The following is a 23,545-nucleotide window of genomic DNA, read 5'->3' as shown; positions in this document are numbered from 1 at the left end:
ACAACTTTCGCTCGTCCTGTGCATGGACGGCTCAGCCCGGCAATTCTAAGCATGGAAGGAAGTAATAAGGTCGCCCGCGCCGGTGGCCCTAGGCGGCTCCCGTTCCGGAAGCCGCCTCCGTGCGCGAAACCGCATCCCCTAAGCCCGCCATCTGCCAACGCCCGATCAGGCTCAACAGTTCATTCTTCTCGAAGGGCTTTGCCAGATAGTCGTCGAGCCCGGCCTCCAGATAGGCGGCCCGGTCCTCGGCGAAGGCATTGGCGGTCAGCGCCACGATGGGCGGGCGGCCTGCGCCGGGCTTTGCGCCGTCTTCGTAGAGCGCGCGGATAAGGCCTGCGGCCTCCACCCCGTCCATATCGGGCATATGGATGTCCATCAGGACCAGGTCGAAACCGGGCTTCTCGTCACGGAGCGCATCCTTCACCAGGGAGATGGCCTCCCGGCCGTTGGCGGCCCGCTCGACCGCAGCACCCGCCTTCTCCAGCACGGCCTTTGCGAGCAGCGCATTGATGTCGTTGTCCTCGGCGAGCAGCACCGAGAGCGCGTCTCCGGCGGGTGAGGTGCAGCGCGGTGGGGCTTCCGTGCTTGGCGCCGGGGCTGCGGCCTCGGACGCCGGATCGCCAACGAGTTGGATCAGCATGGAGCGGGGCCGGATCGGCCGCATCAGATACCCGTCGAACCCGCGCGTCTTCAGGGCGTCGATCTCGGGACGCTCGTTGGGGTCCAGCACCACGACGGCCCGCTTGGCGTCGCCATCGGCCTTGCCGAACGCCTCCAGCAGGTTGAAGGGCACGGCCTTCAAGCTCGCCTTGTCGGTCAGAAGCGCGTTGTATTGCGCAAGATCGCTGCGGCCTGCCGGGCCGAGGCCGGAAAGCGTCTCGGCGCTCCGCAACGCCGTCTCCGCGCCGAGAGCATTGAGCAGTTCTGCGGACAGCGCTGCTTCCACCTGGCCCTGAAGAACCACGAGCACGGAACGTCCTTCCGCTTGCGGCCAGTCCTCGGCGATAGGGCTCGAATCTGCGGGGGAGTCGAGGGGCAGATCCACCGTGAAGCTGGTGCCCTCGTCTGGCGTGCTGGTGACCTGGATCGTTCCGCCCATGGCATCCACCAGCCGCTTGGAGATGGCGAGCCCGAGCCCTGTTCCGCCGTGGCGGCGGCTCGGCCCGGAATCCGCCTGTTCGAATTCCAGGAAGATCTGCTCCAGCTTCGCTTCCGGAATGCCGGCGCCCGTGTCGCTCACCATGAAGCGGAGCCCTGCGCCATCGTCTGCGCCGACCAGGCGGAGCCCGACACCGCCTTGTTCGGTGAACTTGATGGCATTGCCGATCAGGTTCATCAGGATCTGGCGCACGCGCATCTGATCGCCGATGGCCGTGCGGGGAAGACCCGGATCGGCGAACCAGCCGATGGTAAGTCCCTTCTCCCGGGCCCGGGGCGCCAGAAGCTCGATCACGCTCTGCATGGTCTCGGCGATGTCGAACGGCGCCGCCTCGAGCTCGATCCGGCCGGCTTCGATTTTGGAGAAATCCAAAACCTCGTCGATCAGGGAAAGCAGGGTCTTGGCGGAGCTGCCGATGGCCCTCGCATAGGTGGTCTGCTCAGGCGAGAGCTGTGTGTCCAGCAGCAGCCCCGTCATGCCGAGGATGCCGTTCATGGGCGTGCGGATCTCGTGACTCATGGAGGCGAGGAAGCGCGATTTCGCCGTGCTGGCGCTTTCCGCATCGTCCCGGGCCTGAGCCAGTGCACGCTCCGCCTCTCGCTGCTCGGTAACGTCATGGGCGACGCTCTGAACTTCGGTGAGCGCGCCGCTCGGATCGGTGATCGCGAAATCTTCCCAGATGAACCAGCGCGGGCCGCTTGCGGTCTCCAGCTCCACCACCTCACTCCGTCGCCGCGATGCACCGCCCAGCTCCAGCCCGGCGGGGGCGACTGCGTCTTCCGCCAGAGGCAGGCGGAAGGGCTGCCCCAGCGCCTCCTGACGGGTCACGCCGAACACCCGGCAATAGGAATCGTTGATGAAGGTGAGCCGGCCGTCCGCGTCCCGGCGCAGGATCACGTCGTCCTGATGATCCAGCAGATCGCGGTAGCGCGCCTCGCGCTCTTGAACCTCCCATTGGAGATCCTGCAGGGCTTCGAGACTGGCATCGACGCCTTCGCCGACCTGGTCGAGCTTTTGGACCGAGGCGAGCTCCCGGGTTTGCAAGACGATGAAAAAGGCGGCGCCGAGCGCCATACCGGTCATCATGGCGAAGAAGAGCAGCACGCCGATGGTGCCGGCGGCGATCGCCGCGATGCTCAGGCTGCCGAACAGCAGGGCCGCCACGATGGAGACGATGGGCGCGTCATTCGTCACGGCCCGGAACGCCCGCGTCAGGCGCGAGACGAGCCGCCTGCGTCCCGCCGCAGGAAGGGCAGCCTCAGGGCTGTGGTCTTGATACGCCAAACTCGATCACCGCCAATAGGCGGACGCGGGAATGCGCCCGAAACGAGAACATCAACCAGAAAAGGTTTGAGAAAGACTTTAGTGCCGGCGCTTGTCGAAATGGTCCGCATTGCTGCTGACCACGATGACCTCGGCCACCTTGCGCGCCATGCACCGATGGTCGAATCCGGTGAGCCGGTGCTCCGGCGGCGCGGCATTGCTGTCGTCGGGCAGGGTGAGGCTGCGCATCATGTCGTATCGCCGGACCAGCGGAATGTCCCGCTTCGCCGCGTAGTACCAGATAGCGCCCACGATGCGCCGATAGGCCGGATCGTCGGCCAGCTCCGGCACGTAGCGCGGGTCCACCAGAACCACGTCGATGCCGTGCTCCTCGAGCCAGTCGAGGGTCTCGGTGAAGGCGGCTTCGAACTCCTTGAGGTCGACCCGGGCGAGCGCATCCGCCGAGCCCGCCTGCCAGACCACAAGATCGGGATCGGTCTCGACGATCTCCGCCCGCAAACGTTCGGCCGCATCCTCTGCGACCTCGCCGGAGATATTGCGGGAGATGAGCTCGATATCCTGCTCCTTGAAGATGGACGTCAAATAGCGGGCAAGCCGGTTCGGATAGCTTTCCTCGTTAGCGAAGGGGCCGTCTTCATAGGCGGCAGGCCCGACCACCAGCACGGTCAGCGTCTCGTCCGATTGAAGCGCTTTTGGGAAGGCCTTTAGAGCGGCGGGTTGCGGCCGCGTGCCTTCGTCTCCGACGCAGCTCGGAGCGGCAGTGTATTTTGGCTTGGGAAGTTCCGCGCGCGGCGGCTCGGTCTGCAGCGGCTCGGCGGGCGCAAGCAGCAGGAATCCGCTCACGCCAGCGAGGCAGAGGATTGCGAGGGTGGCCGTTTTGATCTTATGCGCCATTCCACGAACCACGCGGTAAATATCATCAGCCCGATTCCAAGAGCGGAATAGGCAAGGTCCACAATAACCAGCCCGCCGGACTCAAACCGTACGATTTGCCCGATCAGGCTTAACAAAGAGCCAATCGAAAACACTGCCAGCGAGTTTCGCCCGAGGCTTGAGAACACCGTCACCAGGCGCTCGCTGAATGCGGCGATCCGGCTATACGCCCCGGAAAAGCAAATCACCAACGCCAGCAGGCTGATCAGCCTTGCAGGAGAGAGATAGGTCTTGTCGAACGAAAAAAACAGGCGTGGCGACGGCACCTGCATCGGATCCGGATAATATCCGATGAAACGCACCACGACACCGACCGCCAAAATCGCGGCTGCTGGCCAAAAAATCCATTTCATCAAGGGCTGGATGCGGTCTTGGGCCGCAAGCTCCGCTGCGATGAAGCCCAGCGTGAAAAGAAATTGCCACGCGAACGGGTCGAGGAACCACTCCCCCGCATAGGGCCAGGACGGCAGGTTGATGCGGAAAATCAGCGTCACCGCATAGACCGCGAAGGACACCAGCCCGCATAGCGCGAGCGAGTACCGCCCGATGATCACGATCAGCGGCGCCATGGCGAGCAGCACCACATAGAGCGGCAGGATATTGAAGAAACCGAGCTGATGGGTCATCAGCGCAAGCGCCGGCGTCGTCCAGACCGGCGCGGTGAACACCGGCTCGGCGTTGTGCCATTCCAGATAGAGGTTGTTTTCCAGCCAGAGCGCGGCCCCGGCGAGGATCGCGAGCGCGATCACCGTGATGGTGATCTGGGCCCGGTAGACCTCCACCATGCGGGAGAGGAAGCGTATCGTGACCCGCCCCGACGTATGGGCGCGCGCAGGTCCGCCGGTTGCGAGCGAGATCGACCACCCGGCAAGAAACACGAACAGCTCCGCCGCATCGCAAATGGTGAAGTTGCGTAAGGTGATCCGTTCCAGCGGGTTGCCGGGGATGTGGTCGACGAATATGCAGATGAGGGCGTATCCACGCCAGAAGTCGATAGCGTTCGGCCCGCGCATCCGCCCCCGTGAATCCTTGACTTTACTGTGGGGCGAGCCCGAACGGGGCACCGCAGCCGCACATACTTCCCCTCGGCAGCGCCGGAGTGTAACGGCTCAGCGTGGCGATGCCAGTGCGACATTGGCGTTTTTCTGTGGCGATGAGGGGGAAATTTCCGGATCAGGCGCAAGCGAGGCGGTTGAGGGCCGGCCCATTGGCACGCTGGCCGCGCAATGTCTCGCCGCGATAGCTCAGGGCTTCGGCGATATGCAGCCGGGACACCTTGGTCTCGCCGTCGAGATCGGCGAGGGTCCGCGCCACCCGTAGGGAACGGTGATACCCCCGCGCGCTGAGCCCCAAGGTCTCCGCCGCTTCCCGCAGCAGAGTAAGACCGGCCGCATCCGGCTCGGCGATCTCTTCCAGCAGATTGCCTTCGCATTCGGCATTGGTGCGCGCCTTTTTCTGACCGAGCTCCTTTAGCCGTGCCGCCTGGATTTGCCTTGCCGCCACCACGCGGCGGCGGACTTCGGCACTTCCCTCGGAAGCCGCAGGCAAGGCGAGATCGGCGGCGCTCACCGCCGGCACTTCGATTTGCAGGTCGATCCGATCGAGCAGGGGCCCGGAGATACGAGCCTGGTAGCGCTCCGCACACGTATTGCCCTGACGGCAGGAATAACCCGGCTCGCCAGCGCGCCCGCAGCGGCAGGGATTCATCGCCGCAACGAGCTGGATGCGCGATGGATAGGAGACCCGGTGATTAGCCCGCACGATAACCGATTCCCCGCTCTCCAGGGGCTGCCGCAAAGCATCCAGCACCTGGGGCTGAAATTCGGGAAGCTCGTCCAGGAACAGCACGCCGAGATGGGCCAGCGCCGCTTCGCCCGGCCGTGCTCGCGTGCCGCCGCCCACGAGCGCCGCCATGGACGCCGAATGGTGGGGGCTGCGGAAGGGCCGCGCCCGCCCGATCGCACCGCCGTTCAAATCGCCCGCGAGGCTGCGGATCATGCTGACCTCCAGCATCTCCGGTATTATGTAGCAAACTCCGGAACGGATGGGTCCACTAATCCGCAGCTTCCTGCCATGCTGAGGGCATGGCCGACCCTCACGTAATCACCGCTCTTGTGAAGAAACGGGCGCTTCTGGCAGGCGACATCGAGAACGCCCACGAGCGCCTACGCCAGATGGTCCAAGACCTAGAGAACTTGGACAACACGCTAAGGCTCTTCGACCCCGACTATCAGGTGGAAGCGATCAAGCCCAAGGCCTTCCGTCCGCCCAAAGACTGGAGCAACCGGGGTGAGATGACCCGCATATGCCTGTCGATCCTCAGACAGGCCGCAGAACCCCTCACAACGCGCGATATCGCCTTACAGCTTCTCATAGAGCGGGCGCTGGACAAGAACGATCAGCGACTCCTACGGCTGATGACGAAGCGTGTGGGGGTAGCTCTACGGGGCCAGCGCACCAATGGTGTGGTGCGGTCTGAGCAAGGGCCGGGGCAGTATGTGCTCTGGGAAATTGCTCCATGACTTGGCGGTGTGGATAACCGGTCAGAGGCTCAGAAAATTCAGAGTTTTGAGTCACTTAGAATCTGTGTGCAGACCTGTGGAACAAAGTGGATCGGAGCGGGATTCCCTTTTGAAAAATAATGAGTTATAGATTCGCTGGTCACCGCGTGATCTCTTAAAGACCGCTGCACATGTGACACGGTACTATTCTGCCAGCCGTAGCCGCGCCAATGGGCAGGCGTGTGCGCAACATGGGGTTCCCGGCAGGCCCCATCATGTGCGGAAATAGCGGGCACCCGTAGCCCACGGGTGCCCGACTTACCTCTGATAGATTCGCGTGGTCTTCCTCAGCTTCTTGTCGAGTTTCCGCCCGCTTATCTTGTAGTACGTACAGATCCAGACCTCGCCGCCGTTAGAGGCTGACTTGAGCCCAATGACATACGTTTCTCGGGTTTCCGGAAACTCCCAAATGACCGTCAGGTGTCGGGCGCGGTTCTGGTCGTCCGTGCGGTACTCGCCATCTCGAATGGCCATAAAGAGCATCTGAAGCCGTTCGGCACTTATGTCCTTGTGCTTCAGCGTGATCTTGTGCAATTCGGCCCCGCCCAAATATACGACCGCTGGATGGCAGCCCATATGTTTGGCCACCTGACGGGGCAGGTCACCCACCTTTATGGCGTCCTTCTGCCCCATGGCAGTTTGCATGAGATGGCTGATTTCGATCGGCATGGGACGCACTATAGAGCGTCGCGACCACGCCAATCTACGAGCTTCCAACGCTCGCGATCCCGCATGCTATCTTAAGGCAGCGGATCACCGCTACTCCTTCGGCACCTTTTGATTTTCGTGATAGCGCTCGGCCAGCATGGCCTCTAGCCGCTGCGTCAAGAGAAACGCCGCTACATCGTTCTCCGAGGCTCCTAACATGGTGGTATCCTTGAGGAGGCTCAGATAATCGTGCAACCGGGAGGACACCATGATCCTCAAGGGGACGGTCTTCTTTTTTTCGACCATGCTGCGCGCAACAATTTCTTGTTAAAAAACGACAATAAATTGCTTGCTGCGTTGAGTCGACTCATGCGATCTTCGGAGCTACAACGTCAAAGGGGCCGCTCCTTTCGGAACGACCCCTTCTGTGGCGGAGGCGGTGGGATTCGAACCCACGGGGGTGCTTCTGAGGGCTGGCCCCGACGGTTTTAAAGACCGCTGCGTTAAACCACTCTGCCACGCCTCCATAATGGAAAGGCCAGACTAACAAGTCTGGCCTTTTTCATATCGGATTCGACAGCCCCACCCTACAGTTTGTGCTGATTCTCCCCAGTATTCGCAGATACTGAGTTATTTTATCCACAGGTCGATTAGGCCGATCTCTGCCAATACCCCTTCCACTGGCGAGAAACCGGATGCTTGAGCGCGGCAAACGTCGCCATCAGATAGAGCTCGCCATTGTCGATACGCCGATTGTCTTCACGCCACGCCATTTCAGCTGCATAGGCATGGAGGTAGCGGCCGGAGATATGATGGTGCGTACCGATCTCCGCGCGGCGTAGACGGCTAAAGAAACTCTCCGCCTGATTGGTGCAGGCTTCACCGTCCGAATAGCACTCACTGTGGTTGATCCGCTTGGTGAGGTAGCGGGCGTGTAGGACGTCCCAACAGGCCGCTTCGTCGGCATAGATGGTGCTACCCGGCAGCACGTGCTTGCCGATGACCTTTGTGGCCTCGTCCTCAGATCCAAACACGAAGGGAAGGCATGAGCCTTCGCGCTCCCGCATCACAACCACGCAACGGCGCTTGCCAGTTTGGTTTGCTACAAGGCGACGGTCGCGACGGTTCTCTTTGTGGTTGGCCGGTTTGGCGTATCCGCCAAAATAAGCGCCGTCGACTTCGACGTGACCTTCAAGCGAGCGGTCAGCGGTCTCGGCGAGAGCCTCGCGGATTTTGTGGCTCAGCACGAAGGCCGTCCGATATTGGACGTCGAGGTCGCGGCTAAGCTGCAAGGCGCTGTGGCCTTTGGCGCTGTTCACGAAGATCGCGATAGCCAAGAGAATGTCACGGATGGGCAGCTTGCGGCTGGCGAAGATGGTGCCAGACGTGACGGAGAACTGATGCTTGCAAGCTTTGCACTCCCACAGCTTCCGCTTGGAATAGGTGTAGAGGCCAGCACAGCCGCAGCGAGGACAGAAGGGCTCGCCTTCCGTCTCGGACCAGCGGACCATTTTGAATGCTTCCCAAGCCTCCTCGTCAGACAGACGAGCCACCTTCGCTAGGCTTAGCGAGCGGGCTTCGGCTGAAAGGAGGAAATGCTGTGTCATTGTCATATCCGCTAGTGTTATAGCGAATATGATATCTATGAGTCCTCTTGTCAATGCCGAACATGTCGAATATGCTATTTCAACATCGAAAGTGATACTGGAATGGCAGAATCCAAGACTGAACAGGGCTGGTCCGACCGGGCAAAGCAGTATCTGAAGGCGGAGCTGAAGCGCCGGAACGTGACGCATGAAGAGCTGGCGGGACTGCTAGCGAAACAGGGTTTAAAAGAAACCAGGGCGTCCGTGGCGAGCAAGATGAGCCGGGGCACATTCCCGGCCGGGTTCTTTCTAGCTTCCCTTGCGGCTATAGGTTGTGAGAACGTGAGGATTGAGGACGTTTAACAGCCACGGTCAGGGAACTTGCGAAAGAAGCGACAGCCCGTCCGGCCCGTAAATTACAAGAAACAGTCCAACCGCCCCAATGGGCCACGCCGTAGCGATAGCGAGCAAGCCGTAGCCGACGCTATTGCGGCTTTTAGCGACTCCGTATCGGAGGAGCGACGCACAGATCGCGAGCATCAAAAAACCGCAGATCGTAGCCGTGAGTGGCGAGAGTGGGCCACGCTTGGGCTTGTTTTCCTGACTACTTGGCTCGTGCTGTTTCAGCTTCGCGAAATGCGTCGTGCTTACGAGCCCCTGGTCAAAACTGCCGAATATACCCGCGAGTCTTACGTGGCCGTTCAGCGCGCTTTCGTCTCTGATGTGCGACTGGACATGACGTTGTTTAAAAAAGAGGACGGCAAGAGCACTTGGGCCCCAGAGCTCACTGCCAGAAACAGCGGCGGCACACCAACAAAGGGGCTTAAATATGTAGTTCACTATGTCCAATGGCCTGATGCATGGCCAGCGGACCCGGCTGAGGCCTTCGATGCTGAGGAGAACGTGTTCCGGCTTACCAAAGGAAGTATGACGGTAGGGCCGCAAGCCACTTTCGAGCTGATATCGCCTGGTATCACCTTCACCACCTGGTTGTCTTCCGATAAACACTCGGTCACTGTTGAGCAGCGCGGCATTCTCGTCGGCGCCATACGATACCACGACCGGTTTTCGCCAACTCCCCACACAACTAGATTTTGCTTCCACGTCGCAGTGAGTACCTGGGGGGATATTTTCCACTTCCCGTGCGAGTACTGGAACTGTAGCGAGTCCGATTGCGATCACCAGGAGCAGGCAATGGAGGAAGATGAGCGAAAGGCCCGAGAAAATCCGCCGGAGTGGCTTCCGCCGGGTTGGAAGGTGACGCCTAGAGAAACAGAGATTCCACCCGACCCAGCCGATCAGAAAGATCGGTGCTGCAATGACGGCAATGACGGCGATTGAGAACGCCGATGCGGACGGCCCACGAATGCCTGTAGAACCGGCCGACTTGGACTGGGCGATCCGTTGGTATGATGCCTCAAGCGTCGGTCTGCTAGTCTTCGGATTGATTGCAGCTGTAGCCGCCTGCTTCACCGCCGCAGCGGCATTTCGGCAGTGGCAGGCAAACAACATTATCGAAGCGCACAACGAGTGGCGAACCGCCTCTTTGGAAAAGCAGGCAGCCGATGCCGAACTAGCGCTGAGTAGGTCGCAGGAAAGAATTGCTGAACTTGAAAAGGATACCGCTGAGGCAAACAGGCTCGCGGCCGAGGCCCAACTAGAACTTGAGAAGTTGAAAACGCCTCGGTCGATTTCCCCGACGCACCAAGACGAGTTGGTGAAGCTGCTGGCCCCGTACAAAGGCCAAGAGTACTCCTTCAACGTGTACGGTGATCCGGAGGCAATCGCTTTAAAGCGGCAGATAGATGGCCTGCTGCAACGCGCCGGTTGGGTTAAGATTGCTCCGCAAATTGGCGATATCGTGATTGAGGATGCGGGGTCAGCGAATGATGTGCGAGTGCAAATTGGCATTCGCGATTCGTCTTCGCAGGCACGCCAAGAGCTTGCGATCAAACTGTCCGCCTGGCTGACCGTTGCCGGGGTCGAAGCCTTCCCGGCATACATCGCCGAACTTAAGTCCGACGACGCAATCAACATCAACGTCGGCAAAAAGCCGTAGGCGCACCAGCGCCCTATGCGCCTCACGGCGCGCCCCGCGTTCCGGAGTTTGCTACATAATACCGAGCATCTCCGATGGCTCGAGCGCCGGCAGGATGGAAGGCAGCCGCCGTGCCAGCATGGATTTGCCCGACCCCGGCGGGCCAACCATGAGCAAGTTATGTCCGCCAGCCGCAGCCACCTCCAGGGCGCGCTTGGCGCTTTCCTGGCCCTTGATGTCCTTCAGGTCCGGCATGGCCTCTTCCTCGACCTCTTCCGCGGGCTCGGGCCGGGCCAGGGACTGCAGGCCTTTGAAGTGATTGATGAGAGCGAGAAGATTGCCGGGCGCCAGGATCGCCATGTCGTCCGCCGCCCAGGCAGCTTCCGCGCCACAGGCCTTGGGGCAGATAAGCCCCTTGTCGAGGGCATTCGCCCCGATCGCTGCAGGGAGAGTGCCCGCCACGGAGGCCACGGAGCCGTCGAGCGCCAGCTCTCCCAGCACCACGAAACCTTCGATAGCGTCCGGCGCCACCGCACCGGCCGCCGCCATCAGCCCCAAAGCGATGGGGAGATCGTAGTGGCTTCCTTCTTTGGGCAAATCGGCGGGCGCCAGATTGACCGTGATCCGCTTCGGCGGGAGCGCCAGCCCGATGGCGTTCAGAGCGCCGCGCACCCGCTCACGACTTTCGGCGACCGCCTTGTCGGGCAGTCCTACAATGGTGAAAGCAGGGAGGCCTGACCCGATCTGGACCTGGACGTCGACGGCGCGCGCCTCGATCCCTTCGAATGCAACCGTCGTGACCCGTGCAAACATCGGCACCCCCAACCCGGAACGTGCGGAAAGCTTAGCCGCAACCGACCGAAGGAGCAAGAACAATATAAGAACATCGGTGAAGGCGCTGATTCTTCGGGACGATTTCTACGGCTTTCGTCGGGGATACGACCTGGTAGGCTCGCTTCAACGAAGAGAAGGAGAACGCCATGCCGAAAGGTTTCCCCCCGCGCGGGCTGATCATTCATTTCGCCGCTTATTGCGTGGTGATCGTCGCGCTGGCGATCCTCAACATCGCCCGCAACCCGGACAATCTCTGGTTCCTATGGGTGCTGGGCGGCTGGGGCGTCGGCGTCGCGGCCCATGCCTTCGCCGCCTACCGGCGCTGTGAGCGCGAACAGACTGCTGCGACCCACCCGCGCTAGCGGGCCGTTTTCGCCGCCACCTTCCGCTCGATGGCGTCCCAGATCATCACGGCGATATCGTCGCCACCGAAGCGCTTGATCTCGCGGATGCCCGTAGGCGAGGTCACGTTGATCTCGGTGATGTAGTCGCCGATCACGTCGATGCCGACGAAGATCAGGCCCCGCCGCTTCAGCTCCGGGCCGAGGCGCTCACAGATCTCCTTCTCCCGCTTGGTCAGCTCCGACAGATGGGGCGTGCCGCCCACATGCATGTTGGAGCGGGTCTCGTCCTCGGCCGGAACCCGGTTCAGGGCGCCGGCGAATTCGCCATCCACCAGGATGATGCGTTTGTCGCCCTTGCGCACCTCCGGGAGATAGCGCTGAACCATCATCGGCTCCTTGAAGACGATGCCGAACAGCTCCACCAGCGCGTTGAGGTTGGTATCGCCCGGCGCGATGCGGAACACTGCGGCCCCGCCATTGCCGAACAGCGGCTTCACGATGATGTCCTTATGCTCTTCCCGGAACGCCTTCACCTCGTCGAGCGAGCGGGTGATCAAGGTCGGCGGCATCAGGTCGAGATAATCGAGAACGAAGATCTTCTCCGGTGAATTCCGGATCCAGGCCGGGTCGTTCACCACCAGCGCCTCGCCCTGGACCCGCTCAAGCAGATGGGTCGTCGTCAGATACGCCATGTCGAAAGGCGGGTCCTGGCGCAGCAGCACCACGTCGAGATGCCCGAGATCCTCCACCCGCGGATCGGAAAGGTGGTAGTGCGCACCCGGCGTGTCGTCGACCTTCAGGGTCTGGCCCTTGGCGACGATCCGCCCGTCCTTCAGGGAGAGATTCCTCGGCGTGTAATAGAAGATCTCGTGGCCGCGCTCCTGAGCCTCCAGCAGAAGTGCGAAGCTGGAATCGCCCTTGATGTCGATCCCCTCGATCGGGTCCATCTGGAATGCGGTCTTGAGCGCCATGATAAGTCCTTGGGATGCGGGGTGCTTGCGTCCGCCCCATATAAGCGCTTCACGCGAGCCGCCAAAGGGCCAATGCGGCCTTTAGCTAAACGCGTTCTCGATATGGGTGGGGAAGCGGAGCGGTGCCGTCAGCACCACGTCGAAGCGGATATCGTAGCCGTGGAAGCGGGGATTGCCGGCAAGCCAGTATTGCGCCGCGCGGATGATGCGCCGCCGTTGGCGTGTCGGCAGGGTCCATGCCGCGTCCTCCATTGTCTTGCGCCGCTTGACCTCGATGAAGCTGAGCTGACGCCCTTTCAGGGCGATCAGATCGATCTCGCCGACCGGTGTCTTATAGCGCCGCCCGATGATGCGATGACCCTTGAGCCGAAGCCAAAGCGCCACCAGCGTCTCGGCGAAGACGCCCCGGCGATAGGCTTTGACCCGGGCCTCCCTCAACGCGCGTCGCCCTCGCCCTTGCCCTGCTGCAGCGCCAGGCCGAGCCGGTAGACCCGCTTCCGCTTGGCGCCGAAGGCGTCGGTCACGGCCTGTACGGCATCGCGCATGCTTTCCGTTGCGAGAGCGTCCTCTAGCGCGGCGGTGATCTCCGCATCGCTCGCCTCTCTCTGCTCCTGGCTCGGCGGCGCCACCATCACCACGAACTCGCCCTTGGGCGGCTCGTCGCCGGCGAACTCTTCCGCCAGGCTTGAAAGCGTGCCCCGGGCCACCTGCTCGTGCAGCTTGGTCAGCTCCTTGGCGACCGCCGCCGCGCGGTCTCCGAGAATTTCGGCCATGTCGGGCAGGGCGGCGGCGAGCCGCGCGCCTGTCTCGTAGAAGATCAACGTGCCGGGAATGGCCACCAGCTCCTCCAGCCGCGTCTTCCGTGCGGCCGATTTCGGCGGCAGGAAGCCGGCGAAGAAGAAGCTGTCCGAGGGCAAGCCGGAAACGCTCAAGCCGACGAGGCTTGCAGAGGCGCCGGGGATCGCGGTGACCATGATGTCTTCGGCCAGCGCCTCTCGCACCAGCTTGTAGCCGGGGTCGGAAATGAGCGGCGTGCCGGCATCGGAGATCAGCGCGACCGCCGCACCGTCCCGCAGAGCGCCGAGCAGCTTCGGCCTTGCGTTCGCCGCGTTGTGTTCGTGATAGGGGAGAAGCCGCGCCTTCAGCCCGAAATGGGCGAGGAGCCTCCCGCTGTGGCGGGTGTCCTCGCAAGCCACCAGATCCGCCCGCGCCAGGCAGTCTAGCGCCCGCAAGGAGATGTCGCCCAGATTGCCGATGGGCGTGGCCACCAGATGGAGCCCCGGCATGAGCGGCTTCGCCGCCAGATCCTCTAGCATGCGCAGCGCGCTGGCCCGAAGCGCGCTCGCGTTGCCTTCGTCCGCTGTGTCGTCTTCTGTGCTCATGAGGCGACCTTATAACGCAAACCCTGCGACATGCGTGCAAGCGGCGAAACCGTGCTCTCTCTGGCAGCGCAACCAGCCCATGCTATAGTCGCCGTAAATCGGCCAAACCTCCCGGATTGAAAGAGATCTGGATCAAGAAAATTTGGCTGAAAGCAGGGGAAGGCGGAAATTGAGGCCGATGCGGTCTTTCGAGAAATTGCGCGCGCATCTGAGCGCGGCGCGCGTCGTCCTGGGCGCGATATTCGTCGGGCTCATCGTGGCTGCCTGCGCGAGCGGTCCCGGCGGCGGAGGCGGCGGCTATTCCGAAGGCGAAGGCGGTCTCGCGCCCACCGGCTCCGGCGGCGTGAAGGTCGCGCTCCTTCTGCCGATTTCCGGCTCGGGCGACACGCCCGAAATCGCCAAGGCGCTCAGGCAGGCGGGCGAGCTGGCGCTGTTCGAGTTCAACAATCCCAACGTCACCCTGATTCCCAAGGACACTAAAGGCACCCCGCAAGGCGCCGCGGCCGCGGCCGAAAGCGCGGTGTCGGAGAATGCCGAGCTGATTATTGGTCCGCTCTTCGCCGACGAGGTGCGCGCCGTGGCGCCCGTGGCCCGGCGGGGCGGCATTCCGGTGATCGCGTTCTCCAGCGACCGCAATGTGGCCGGCAACAACGTCTATCTCATGAGCTTCCTGGCGGGTGCCGATGTGGACCGCATCGCGTCCTATGCTCTTGGTCGCGGCAAGAAGAACTTCGCCGTGCTGATCCCCGAAAGCGCCTACGGCACCATCGCCGAGCGTGAGTTCGCCAAGACGGTCGCGGCCGCCGGCGGGCGCACCGTGGTCCGCGCCACTTATTCGACGGGCGGCGCAAGCTTGAGCGGCCCGGTCGGAAAGGTCGCCAATGCGGTGAAGTCGGGCCAGCAGGTCGACGCCCTGTTCCTGCCTGCCGGACCCGACGAGCTCCGCACCATCGCCCCGATGCTCGCGCAGAACGGCATCGCAGGCGGCAAGACCCAGCTTCTGGGCACCGGCCAGTGGAATTACCCCGGCATCGGCAACAACGCAGCGCTTGTCGGCGGCTGGTATCCGGCGCCCGACCCGGGCGGCTGGAACCGCTTCTCTCAACGCTATAAGAACACCTATGGCAGCCAGCCCCCGCGGCTTGCGAGCCTGTCCTACGATGCGGTGAGCCTCGCCGTATCCCTCTCCAACAATCCGCCGGGCGACCGCTACACGTCCGCCCAGCTCACCCGCTCCACGGGCTTTGCCGGTGTGGACGGGCTGTTCCGCCTCCTGCCGGACGGCACGGCGGAGCGCGGTCTTGCGATTCTGGAGGTGCAGTCTTCCGGCCCGCGCGTGATCGACCAGGCCCCGAAGAGCTTCTCGTCCCGCGCCGGGGTCTACGGCAATCGGTCCTTCGTGGAGAACTAGCTCCGCGCCTCGGCGATCTCGAAGATCAGGCGGTCCAGCAGCATCCGGCCTTTCGGTGTTGCGGTGACCCGCGTCTCATCCAGGCTTAGAAGCCCCTCGGCGATCAGCGGCGCGAGACGCGAGCCGTGGAGCTGGCGCCCGTCCATGGCGGCCAGCCGGTCGAGCTCGATCCCTTCCGAGAGCCGTAATCCCATCAACAGATATTCCTCGGCCCGCTCTTCGTCGCTCAGAGGCTCCGCCGTCTCCAGCCCGTTGCCTTTCGCATCGACCGCCTCGCACCAGCCCTCCGGCAGTTTCAGCGCCGAGAGCGCCTGCCGCGTGCCGTCGATGGCGAGCCGGCTATGGGCGCCGGGGCCGATGCCCGCATAGTCGTGGGCGCGCCAATAGACGAGGTTATGCCGGGATTCGTAGCCCGGCTTGGCGTGGTTCGAGACCTCGTAGGCCGGGAGCCCCGCCTCTTCGCAAAGCGCCTGGGTCAGCCGATAAAGCTCTTCCGCCTCTTCGCCGGGGGGGAGCTTGAGCTTGCCCGCCGCATAGCGCGCCGCGAACGGCGTGTCCGGCTCGATGGTGAGCTGATAGAGGGACAGATGATCGGCGGCGTAAGTGAGCGCTTCCGAAAGCTCCGCCTCCCAGGCGGCGACCGACTGGCCCTCGCGCCCATAGATCAGATCGAAGCTGATACGCGGGAAATGAGCCCTTGCGATATCGAGGGCGGCCAAGGCTTCCTTGGCCGTGTGCTGTCGCCCCAGACGGCGCAGATCTTCGTCGTTGAGCGCCTGGATGCCGATGGAAAGACGGTTCACCCCCGCTTTGGCATAGCCGGAAAACCGCTCCGCTTCGACCGAGGTCGGGTTCGCCTCCAGGGTGATCTCCACATCGTCGCCATAGCCCCAGAGCCGTCCGGCTTCTCCCAAAATCGCTTCGACCGTCGAAGGCTCCATGAGGGAGGGCGTGCCGCCCCCGAAGAAGACGCTTGAGATGGGACGCTTGGTGGAATGCTCGGCGAACCAGCGCATCTCCGTCAGATACGCCTCCAGAAAGCGCGCCTGATCGACGCCGCCATGGCGGACGTGGGAGTTGAAATCGCAATAGGGACATTTGGCGAGGCAGAACGGCCAATGGACGTAAAGCCCGAACGGCTCATCCGAGGCGCCTGCTTCGGGCGTCGCCGCCTCACGCATCGCTGTTATAGAGCGCATCCATCATCTGCTTGAACGCCACCGCACGGTGGGACATGGCGTGCTTCTCGTCCTGGTCGATCTCGCCGAAGGTCTGCTCCAGCCCGTCGGCGACGAAGATGGGATCGTAACCGAACCCCTTGTCGCCCCGGGGCGGCCAGACGATCTGGCCGAACACCTTGCCTTCGAAGCTTCGCACCGTGCCGTCCGGCCAGGCAAGAGACAGTGCGCAGGTGAAGTTGGCGGTGCGGTCTTCCGCGCCGACCTCTTCCAGCGCGGCATGCACCTTCTCCATGGCGAGACCGAAATCCCGTTTCGGTCCGCCCCAGCGCGCCGAGAAAAGGCCCGGCGCACCGTCGAGCGCCGCCACTTCGAGCCCGGAATCGTCGGCGAGCGCAGGCAGGCCTGCGCCTTCCGCGGCCGACCGCGCCTTCAGCTCTGCATTCTCGATGAAGGTCTTACCCGTCTCCTCGGGCTCCGGCAGGTTAAGCTCCGCCGCGGCAAGCGTCTCGATGCCGAACGGCGCCAGCAGCTCGGCCATCTCCCAGACCTTCCCGATATTGTGGCTCGCCACCACCACCCGGTCGCCCGCATGGAGTGCCTTCGGGCGCGATGTCTCTTCCGCCGTCATCGCCGCGCTCAAGCCACCGTCATCTTCTGCAGGGAAACCAGCTCGCCGATGCCCTTGCGGGCGAGGCCCATGAGCGTGTCGAACTGCTCCTGATTGAACGGATCGGCTTCCGCCGTGGCCTGCACCTCGACGATGCCGCCGCTCCCCGTCATCACGAAATTGGCGTCGGCCTCCGCCTCGGAATCCTCCGCATAGTCGAGATCGAGCACAGCCTCGTCGCCATACAGCCCGCACGAGACCGCCGCCACCTGGTCCTTCAACACGTTCTCCCGCACCATGCTCCGCGCGGCCATCCAGGCCAGCGCATCGTGCAGCGCCACCCAGGCGCCGGTGATCGCGGCCGTCCGCGTGCCGCCGTCGGCCTGGATCACGTCGCAATCGATCGTGATCTGCTTCTCGCCCAACGCCTGGAGATCGGTCACGGCCCTTAAGGAACGCCCGATCAGCCGCTGGATCTCTTGCGTGCGTCCCCCCTGCTTGCCCACCGCCGCCTCGCGCCGCATGCGCTCGGAAGTGGAGCGCGGCAACATACCGTACTCCGCGGTGACCCAGCCGCGGCCCCCGCCCTTCAGCCAGGGCGGCACGCTCTCGACCACGCTCGCCAGGCACAGCACATGGGTCTCGCCAAATTTCACCAGGCAGGAGCCTTCCGCGTGAAGCGAGACCGCACGTTCCAGGCTGACGGGGCGCAGATCGTCGGCGGCGCGTTTCGATGGGCGCATGAGGGACTTCTCCGAATTATCCTAAAGGAGGCGCACCCTAGAGGAGGCCTATGACGGGGAAAAGGCCCAATCGCGCGAAGGCTGGGCGCAAGGCCGGATCGAGGTTGGTGAAGGTTTGGATAAGCCCGCGCCCAACCTTGCCGGACGCGGGCGCAAGGGATACCACCGCAGTTTCGCGACAAGAAAACGATGGTCATGGCGGAAACCGCGAAGACGGAAAACAACGAGCAGACGGCTGCGGTGACGGCGGACGAGATCTCGTCCGGCCCCGCCCCCGACTCGTCAGCGCCTAAGACGCCGCCGCCCGGCGCAACGCCCATGATGGCCCAGTATCTGGAGCTGAAGGCGGCCAATGCCGACTGCCTGCTCTTCTACCGCATGGGCGATTTCTACGAGCTCTTCTTCGAAGACGCCGTCATCGCCTCCCGCTGCTTGGGGATAGCGCTCACCAAGCGCGGCAAGCATCTGGGCGAGGACATCCCCATGTGCGGCGTGCCGATCCATGCGGCGGACGATTATCTCCAGCGCCTGATCCGGGCCGGCCACCGGGTCGCGGTCTGCGAGCAGCTAGAAGACCCGGCCGAAGCCAAGAAGCGCGGCTCCAAGGCCGTGGTGAAGCGCGACGTGGTCCGCCTCGTCACCCCGGGTACGCTCACTGAAGACACCCTGCTCGATGCGCGCAGCAACAACTTCCTTGCCGCCATCTTCCGGGGGCCGGGTGCCGAGACCGGTGCGTTCGCCATCGCCGCGCTGGATATCTCCACCGGCGAACTGTTCACGACGCTCGTGCGCGAGACCGATCTCATCGGCGAGCTGATGCGGCTTGCGCCCCGCGAGGTCCTCATGGGAGACGACCTTGCCGAGGACGGAAAGCTCCGCGGTCAGATCGAGGAGCTGGGCACGGCGCTCACGCCCGCGCCCAAGGCCCATTTCGATTCCCGGCGCGGGGAGACTTTGCTGCAGGAGGCGCTTCAGGTCGCGACCCTCGACAGCTTCGGCGAGTTCGCCAAGCCGGAACTTGCGGCGCTCTCAGGCCTCCTCACCTATGTCCACATCACCCAGATCGGCAAGGCGCCGCTGCTCCGCCCGCCGAAGCGTCACACCACTGGCGATCTCCTCACCATCGATGCGTCGACCCGCGCCAATCTGGAGCTGACCAAATCGACCCAAGGCGACCGGGGCGGCAGCCTTCTCGCGGCAATCGACCGGACGGTGACGAGCGCAGGCGCCCGCGAGCTGGCCCATCGCCTGGTAAGCCCGCTCACCGATCCCAAGGCCATCAATCAGCGGCTGGAGGCCGTCGCCCATCTCGCCGACAGGCCGCTCCTCCGTCAGCGTCTGCGCGAAACCTTGCGGGAAGCGCCCGATCTCGCCCGCTCTTTGGCCCGGCTGTCGCTCGGGCGCGCCAGCCCCCGCGATCTCGGCGCTGTGCGGGATTCCATCGCCACCGCCAAAGGCCTGGCGGGCGAGCTTGCCACTCAGGGAGACGGGCTCGGTCTTCCGGACGAGCTGCAATCCATCGCCGACCGGCTGAAGGCGCTGCCCGAAGATCTGGAGCGCGCGCTGACCGAGGCGCTGGGATCTGACCTGCCTCTCAACAAGCGCGACGGCGGGTTCATCGCCGCCGGCTACGATGCGGATCTCGACGAGAACCGATCGCTCCGCGACGGCAGCCGGAAAGTGATCGCAGGGCTCCAGGCGACCTATGCGAGCGAGACCGGGATCAAATCCCTCAAGGTCCGCCACAACAATGTGCTGGGCTATTTCGTCGAGATGACCGCCGCCCAGGCCGGCACCCTCTCCGAGCCGCCCCATGCGGAGAAGTTCATCCACCGCCAGACCATGGCCAACGCCATGCGCTTCACCACCACGGAGCTGTCCGAGCTCGAAGCGCGCATCACCATGGCGGCGGACCGGGCGCTCGCCTGCGAGCTTGCCATCTTCAACGATCTCTCCGAGCGCATCCTCGCGGCCCGGGACCCTCTCTCGGAAGCTGGTGCCGCTCTGGCCGAGCTCGACTGCTATGCCAGCCTCGCAGAGCTCGCCATCGATCAGGACTACGCCCGGCCCAAGGTCGACAAGAGCTTTGTCTTCGACGTCTCAGGCGCGCGCCACCCCATGGTGGAGCGGAGCCTCGCCAAATCCGGCGGCGGCACCTTCATCGGCAACGATTGCCGCCTGGTGGCGAACGGCAAGGAGGACGAGGCGAGCATTCTGGTCGTCACCGGCCCCAACATGGCCGGCAAGTCGACCTTCCTCCGCCAGAATGCGCTCGTTGTTATCCTGGCTCAGATGGGCGCCTTCGTGCCGGCATCCTCGGCCCATATCGGTGTAGTGGACAGGCTGTTCAGCCGGGTCGGCGCGGCGGACGATCTGGCCCGCGGCCGCTCCACCTTCATGGTCGAGATGGTCGAGACCGCCGCTATCCTCAATCAGGCGACCGACCGCTCCTTCGTGGTGCTGGACGAGATCGGCCGGGGCACGGCGACCTTCGACGGGCTGTCGCTGGCCTGGGCGGCGCTTGAGTATCTCCACGAGGTGAACGGATCGCGCACCCTCTTCGCCACCCATTATCACGAGCTGACGGCGCTGGCCGACAAGCTGGAGCGTGCCGCCAACGCCACCGTCGAGGTGAAGGAGTGGAAGGACTCGATCGTCTTCCTCTACCGGGTGGTCTCAGGCGCCGCCGACCGCTCCTACGGTCTCCACGTGGCAAAGCTCGCCGGCCTACCGAAGCCGGTCCTCGCCCGCGCGGCCGAAGTGCTGGAGCAGCTCGAGCGGGCCGACGGACGGCCAAAGCCCTCGGACCTCGCCGACGACCTGCCGCTGTTCAGCGCGGCCGCGGCGCACGACGAGGAACCGGGCGTGTCACCCCTGGAAGAGGCCGTGGACCAATTGCATCCCGACAGCATGACGCCTAGAGAAGCACTCGAAGCGCTCTACAAGCTGAAGGACCTCTCGAAGGGCGAGTGACCTGAAGGGCGCGTAACCGGGGCCGATGCGCCCTATGTTAAGCTTTTCGCCCTAACACTCACCGCCCGTGCCGCACGGGAACCGTTTATGGACCAGACAGCGATCGTTCCGGCGCCCTATTTCGACTTCGAGGCGCTCTCAGACGAGATGGCGGTCCTTGCCGAAGAACATGCCGGCAAGGAGACGGCGCTGCGTGCTGCCCTGGTCGATCGCTTCAAGTCTCTGATGAAGGAGGCCCACGCCCACGCAGAGCGGCAGCTTCAGGCCGACGGCGACGGCGTGAAATGCGCCGAGAACCTCTCCGAATTTCAGGACGCCCTGATCCGGCTCAGCTATGAGATCGCGACCCGCCATGTCTACCGGGTCGACAATCCCTCGTCGTCGGAACGCATGGCCATCGTCGCCACGGGCGGCTATGGCCGCGGCCGTCTCGCGCCGGGCTCCGATATCGACATCATGTTCCTGCTGCCCCACAAGCAGACCGCCTGGGGCGAGAGCGTGGCCGAGTTCATGCTCTATTTGCTCTGGGATCTGGGGCTGAAGGTCGGCCATGCCACGCGCAGCATCGACCATTGCGTCAAGCTCGCCCATTCCGACATGACCATCCGGACCGCGCTCCTGGATGCGCGGCTGATCCTCGGCGACGAGGCTCTCTTCGCCGACTTCGAACGGCGTTTTCTCCACGATGTGCTGGAGACCAATCCGATCCCCTTCATCGACGCCAAGCTGGAGGAGCGGAACGACCGCCACGCCCGTTCCGGCGCATCGCGCTACCGCGTCGAGCCCAACATCAAGGAGGGCAAGGGCGGCTTGCGCGATCTCCACACCCTGCACTGGCTTGCCAAGCATCTTCATCCCGACAAGGGCGAAGAGGAGTTCGTCACCGCCGGCGTCTTCTCCCGCGGCGAATACCGCAGCTTCGTCCGCTGCGAGCATTTCCTCTGGACCGTGCGCTGCCATCTGCACTTCCTGACCGGACGCCCCGAGGAGCGCCTGACCTTCGACCTGCAGCAGCGAATGGCAGAGCGGCTGCACTACCGCTCCCATGCCGGCCTCCAGGCCGTCGAGCGCTTCATGAAGCACTACTTCCTGGTGGCCAAGGAGGTGGGCGATCTCACCGGCATCGTCTGCACGGCGCTGGAGATGAAGCAGCTGAAATCCTCGCCGGCCCTGAACGCCCTGCTCGCGCCTTTCGGTTGGCGTCAGCGTTTGAAGGTCCGCTACACCTCGGATTTCCGCATCGAGAACGGGCGCATCTTCGCCGACAAGGAGGTCTTCGAGCGCGACCGGCTCAACTTCCTGCGCCTCTTCATCGTGGCCGACCGTCACCAAGTCTCGTTTTCGCCGAGCATCCTGCGGGCGATCCGCTCCAACTTCCGGCTGATCGACGACAAGCTCCGGGAGAACCCGGCGGCGAACAAGATGTTCATGCAGCTGCTCACCGAGTCCCGCAATGTCGAAGACATCTTGCGCAAGATGAATGAGGCCGGCGTACTGGGGCGCTTCATCCCGGATTTCGGCCGGGTGGTCTCGATGATGCAGTTCAACATGTATCACCACTTCACGGTGGACGAGCATCTGATCCGCACCGTCGGCTATCTCTCACGCATTGAGAACGGCGATTACGAGCGTGAGCATCCGCTTGCCAGCGAGATCATCAACACTATCGACAATCGGCGGGTCCTCTACGTCGCCTGCCTGCTGCATGACATTGCCAAGGGCCGCGAGGAGGATCACTCCATCGCCGGCGCGCGAGTGGCCCGCGATCTCTGTCCGCGCCTGGGGCTTTCCGCGGCCGAGACGGAGACCGTCGCCTGGCTCATCGAGCACCATCTGGACATGAGCCAGTACGCTCAGAGCCGCGATCTGAACGATCCCAAGACCATCCGCGCGTTCGCCGCTCTGGTGCAGAGCCGCGAGCGTCTCAAGCTGCTTCTCATCCTCACGGTCTGCGATATCTGCGCCGTCGGCCCCGGCGTCTGGACGGGCTGGAAAGGTCAGCTCCTGCGCACGCTTTATTTCGAGACCGAGCCGCTGCTCGGCGGTGGCACGGCGCTCAGCCGCGAGCAGCGCATCAACCAGACCCGCGAGGATCTGCGCGACCGTCTCTCCGACTGGCCCAAGGAGATCGCCGAGCGCTTCATCGAGCGCCAGAGCCCGGATTACTGGCTGCGCACCGACCACGATCTCATGATGGAGCACGCCAAGCTGGTCCGTGAGGCCGAGGAGAAGGGCAAGCCGCTCGCCACCCATATCTCGACGGATGCGTTCCGGGCGGTCACCCAGATCAGCATCCTGGCGCCCAACCATCCGCGCCTGCTCTCCATGATCGCCGGCGCATGCCACCGCGCTGGCGCCGACATCGCGGACGCGCAGATCTCCACGACCCTCGACGACATGGCGCTCGACACCATCCATCTGGAGCGGGAGTTCGATCTCGCCGAGGATGAGGAGCGGCGCGCGGGCCGCATCGCCAAGACCATCGAGAAGCTGCTGAGCGGTGAGCTCCACTTCTCCGATATCATCGCCGAGGATCGCAAACCCCGCTCCAAGGTGGCGGCCTTCACCGTCGAGCCCCAGGTGATCATCGACAACACCCTGTCCGACGACCACACGGTGATCGAGGTGAACGGTCTCGACCGCCCGGGTCTGCTCTACGAGATCACCCGCGAGTTCACCGATCTGAAGCTCGACATCGCCACCGCCCATATCGCCACCTTCGGCGAGAAAGCGGTGGACGTCTTCTACGTCACTGACCTCCAAGGCAAGAAGATCGACAGCCGCCGCCGGGAGGCAGCGATCCGCGAAGGGCTGGAACGGGTGCTGGCCGGCGAGACGGCCGAGGAGCCGGTGGCCGGATGAAGAGGCCGGACCGAATGACGAAAACGCC

Annotated in this window: 20 protein-coding genes and 2 pseudogenes; 8 read left to right on the top strand and 14 right to left on the bottom strand. The window is 63.7% G+C overall.

Going from position 1 to position 23,545, the window contains the following annotated elements:
- Positions 1-88 precede the first annotated feature (88 nt).
- The 4 genes and pseudogenes from ACFQ2F_RS00940 to ACFQ2F_RS00925 form a co-directional block, all read right to left on the bottom strand.
- Positions 89-2,353, bottom strand: a complete 2,265-nt coding sequence (locus tag ACFQ2F_RS00940; RefSeq protein WP_379084352.1) for a PAS domain-containing hybrid sensor histidine kinase/response regulator — start codon at positions 2,351-2,353, stop codon at positions 89-91.
- 168 nt (positions 2,354-2,521) lie between these two features.
- Entirely contained in the window at positions 2,522-3,337 is an 816-nt protein-coding gene (locus ACFQ2F_RS00935) for an SGNH/GDSL hydrolase family protein (protein WP_379084349.1), read from the bottom strand.
- The gene (locus ACFQ2F_RS00930; protein ID WP_379084346.1) at positions 3,283-4,389 is read right to left on the bottom strand and encodes an OpgC family protein; all 1,107 of its coding nucleotides are present in this window, start codon (positions 4,387-4,389) and stop codon (positions 3,283-3,285) included. The genes ACFQ2F_RS00935 and ACFQ2F_RS00930 overlap by 55 nt, the downstream gene beginning before the upstream one ends.
- 160 nt (positions 4,390-4,549) lie before the next feature.
- A pseudogene (locus ACFQ2F_RS00925) lies at positions 4,550-5,392 on the bottom strand (YifB family Mg chelatase-like AAA ATPase); the annotation flags it as partial.
- Positions 5,393-5,460: 68 nt separating this feature from the next.
- Between ACFQ2F_RS00925 and ACFQ2F_RS00920 the strand changes: the two are divergent.
- A complete protein-coding gene (locus ACFQ2F_RS00920; protein WP_379084343.1) occupies positions 5,461-5,898 on the top strand; it encodes a hypothetical protein in 438 nt (145 codons plus the stop codon).
- 297 nt (positions 5,899-6,195) lie between these two features.
- On the opposite strand, the gene ACFQ2F_RS00915 is transcribed toward ACFQ2F_RS00920, so the two are convergent.
- From ACFQ2F_RS00915 to ACFQ2F_RS00905, 3 genes are all read right to left on the bottom strand, one after another.
- Positions 6,196-6,606, bottom strand: a complete 411-nt coding sequence (locus ACFQ2F_RS00915) for a hypothetical protein (protein ID WP_379084340.1) — start codon at positions 6,604-6,606, stop codon at positions 6,196-6,198.
- A 90-nt stretch (positions 6,607-6,696) separates the two neighbouring features.
- The gene (locus ACFQ2F_RS00910; protein WP_379084337.1) at positions 6,697-6,891 is read right to left on the bottom strand and encodes a hypothetical protein; all 195 of its coding nucleotides are present in this window, start codon (positions 6,889-6,891) and stop codon (positions 6,697-6,699) included.
- A 344-nt stretch (positions 6,892-7,235) separates the two neighbouring features.
- Entirely contained in the window at positions 7,236-8,192 is a 957-nt protein-coding gene (locus ACFQ2F_RS00905) for an IS1595 family transposase (protein ID WP_379084334.1), read from the bottom strand.
- A 102-nt stretch (positions 8,193-8,294) separates the two neighbouring features.
- Between ACFQ2F_RS00905 and ACFQ2F_RS00900 the strand changes: the two genes are divergently transcribed.
- The 3 genes from ACFQ2F_RS00900 (at position 8,295) to ACFQ2F_RS00890 (ending at position 10,230) form a co-directional block, all read left to right on the top strand.
- Positions 8,295-8,534 carry a DUF6471 domain-containing protein gene (locus ACFQ2F_RS00900; RefSeq protein ID WP_379084331.1) on the top strand — a complete coding sequence of 80 codons (240 nt, stop codon included), beginning with the start codon at positions 8,295-8,297 and terminating at the stop codon, positions 8,532-8,534.
- Between the two features lie 252 nt (positions 8,535-8,786).
- Entirely contained in the window at positions 8,787-9,512 is a 726-nt protein-coding gene (locus ACFQ2F_RS00895) for a hypothetical protein (RefSeq protein ID WP_379084328.1), read from the top strand.
- Complete coding sequence (locus ACFQ2F_RS00890) at positions 9,490-10,230, top strand: hypothetical protein (protein ID WP_379084325.1); 741 nt, start codon at positions 9,490-9,492, stop codon at positions 10,228-10,230. The genes ACFQ2F_RS00895 and ACFQ2F_RS00890 overlap by 23 nt, the downstream gene beginning before the upstream one ends.
- A gap of 57 nt (positions 10,231-10,287) precedes the next feature.
- On the opposite strand, the pseudogene ACFQ2F_RS00885 reads toward ACFQ2F_RS00890, so the two are convergent.
- Positions 10,288-11,022, bottom strand: a pseudogene (locus tag ACFQ2F_RS00885) (magnesium chelatase domain-containing protein); the annotation flags it as partial.
- A 167-nt stretch (positions 11,023-11,189) separates the two neighbouring features.
- On the opposite strand from ACFQ2F_RS00885, the gene ACFQ2F_RS00880 reads away from it, so the two are divergent.
- The gene (locus ACFQ2F_RS00880; protein ID WP_379084322.1) at positions 11,190-11,405 is read left to right on the top strand and encodes a 2TM domain-containing protein; all 216 of its coding nucleotides are present in this window, start codon (positions 11,190-11,192) and stop codon (positions 11,403-11,405) included.
- Here ACFQ2F_RS00880 and gshB read toward each other — a convergent pair.
- The 3 genes from gshB to rsmI form a co-directional block, all read right to left on the bottom strand.
- The gene (gshB, locus tag ACFQ2F_RS00875; RefSeq protein WP_379084319.1) at positions 11,402-12,358 is read right to left on the bottom strand and encodes a glutathione synthase; all 957 of its coding nucleotides are present in this window, start codon (positions 12,356-12,358) and stop codon (positions 11,402-11,404) included. The genes ACFQ2F_RS00880 and gshB overlap by 4 nt on opposite strands.
- An 81-nt stretch (positions 12,359-12,439) precedes the next feature.
- Positions 12,440-12,796 (bottom strand): YraN family protein, encoded by a 357-nt coding sequence (locus tag ACFQ2F_RS00870; protein ID WP_379084316.1) that lies wholly within the window; start codon positions 12,794-12,796, stop codon positions 12,440-12,442.
- Positions 12,793-13,740, bottom strand: coding sequence for a 16S rRNA (cytidine(1402)-2'-O)-methyltransferase (rsmI, locus tag ACFQ2F_RS00865; protein ID WP_379084313.1), 948 nt, complete (start codon positions 13,738-13,740; stop codon positions 12,793-12,795). The genes ACFQ2F_RS00870 and rsmI overlap by 4 nt, the downstream gene beginning before the upstream one ends.
- 178 nt (positions 13,741-13,918) lie before the next feature.
- On the opposite strand from rsmI, the gene ACFQ2F_RS00860 reads away from it, so the two are divergent.
- On the top strand, positions 13,919-15,151 hold the full coding sequence (locus ACFQ2F_RS00860) for a penicillin-binding protein activator (protein WP_379084310.1): 1,233 nt from the start codon (positions 13,919-13,921) through the stop codon (positions 15,149-15,151).
- On the opposite strand, the gene hemW is transcribed toward ACFQ2F_RS00860, so the two are convergent.
- The 3 genes from hemW to rph are packed head-to-tail and all read right to left on the bottom strand — an operon-like array spanning position 15,148 to position 17,682.
- Positions 15,148-16,350, bottom strand: a complete 1,203-nt coding sequence (hemW, locus tag ACFQ2F_RS00855; protein WP_379084308.1) for a radical SAM family heme chaperone HemW — start codon at positions 16,348-16,350, stop codon at positions 15,148-15,150. The genes ACFQ2F_RS00860 and hemW overlap by 4 nt on opposite strands.
- Positions 16,325-16,960, bottom strand: a complete 636-nt coding sequence (rdgB, locus tag ACFQ2F_RS00850) for an RdgB/HAM1 family non-canonical purine NTP pyrophosphatase (protein WP_379090545.1) — start codon at positions 16,958-16,960, stop codon at positions 16,325-16,327. The genes hemW and rdgB overlap by 26 nt, the downstream gene beginning before the upstream one ends.
- Before the next feature lie 8 nt (positions 16,961-16,968).
- Positions 16,969-17,682 carry a ribonuclease PH gene (rph, locus tag ACFQ2F_RS00845; RefSeq protein WP_379084305.1) on the bottom strand — a complete coding sequence of 238 codons (714 nt, stop codon included), beginning with the start codon at positions 17,680-17,682 and terminating at the stop codon, positions 16,969-16,971.
- Between the two features lie 195 nt (positions 17,683-17,877).
- Between rph and mutS the strand changes: the two genes are divergently transcribed.
- Positions 17,878-20,655 (top strand): DNA mismatch repair protein MutS, encoded by a 2,778-nt coding sequence (gene mutS / locus ACFQ2F_RS00840; RefSeq protein ID WP_379084302.1) that lies wholly within the window; start codon positions 17,878-17,880, stop codon positions 20,653-20,655.
- An 87-nt stretch (positions 20,656-20,742) separates the two neighbouring features.
- Entirely contained in the window at positions 20,743-23,517 is a 2,775-nt protein-coding gene (locus ACFQ2F_RS00835) for a [protein-PII] uridylyltransferase (RefSeq protein WP_379084299.1), read from the top strand.
- Positions 23,518-23,545: the final 28 nt, after the last annotated feature.

It is taken from the genome of Methyloligella solikamskensis, from assembly GCF_042676065.1.
Taxonomy (GTDB): domain Bacteria; phylum Pseudomonadota; class Alphaproteobacteria; order Rhizobiales; family Methyloligellaceae; genus Methyloligella; species Methyloligella solikamskensis.
The sequence above is the reverse complement of the archived record's forward strand: the minus strand, read 5'-3'. Positions and strand labels throughout refer to the sequence as shown.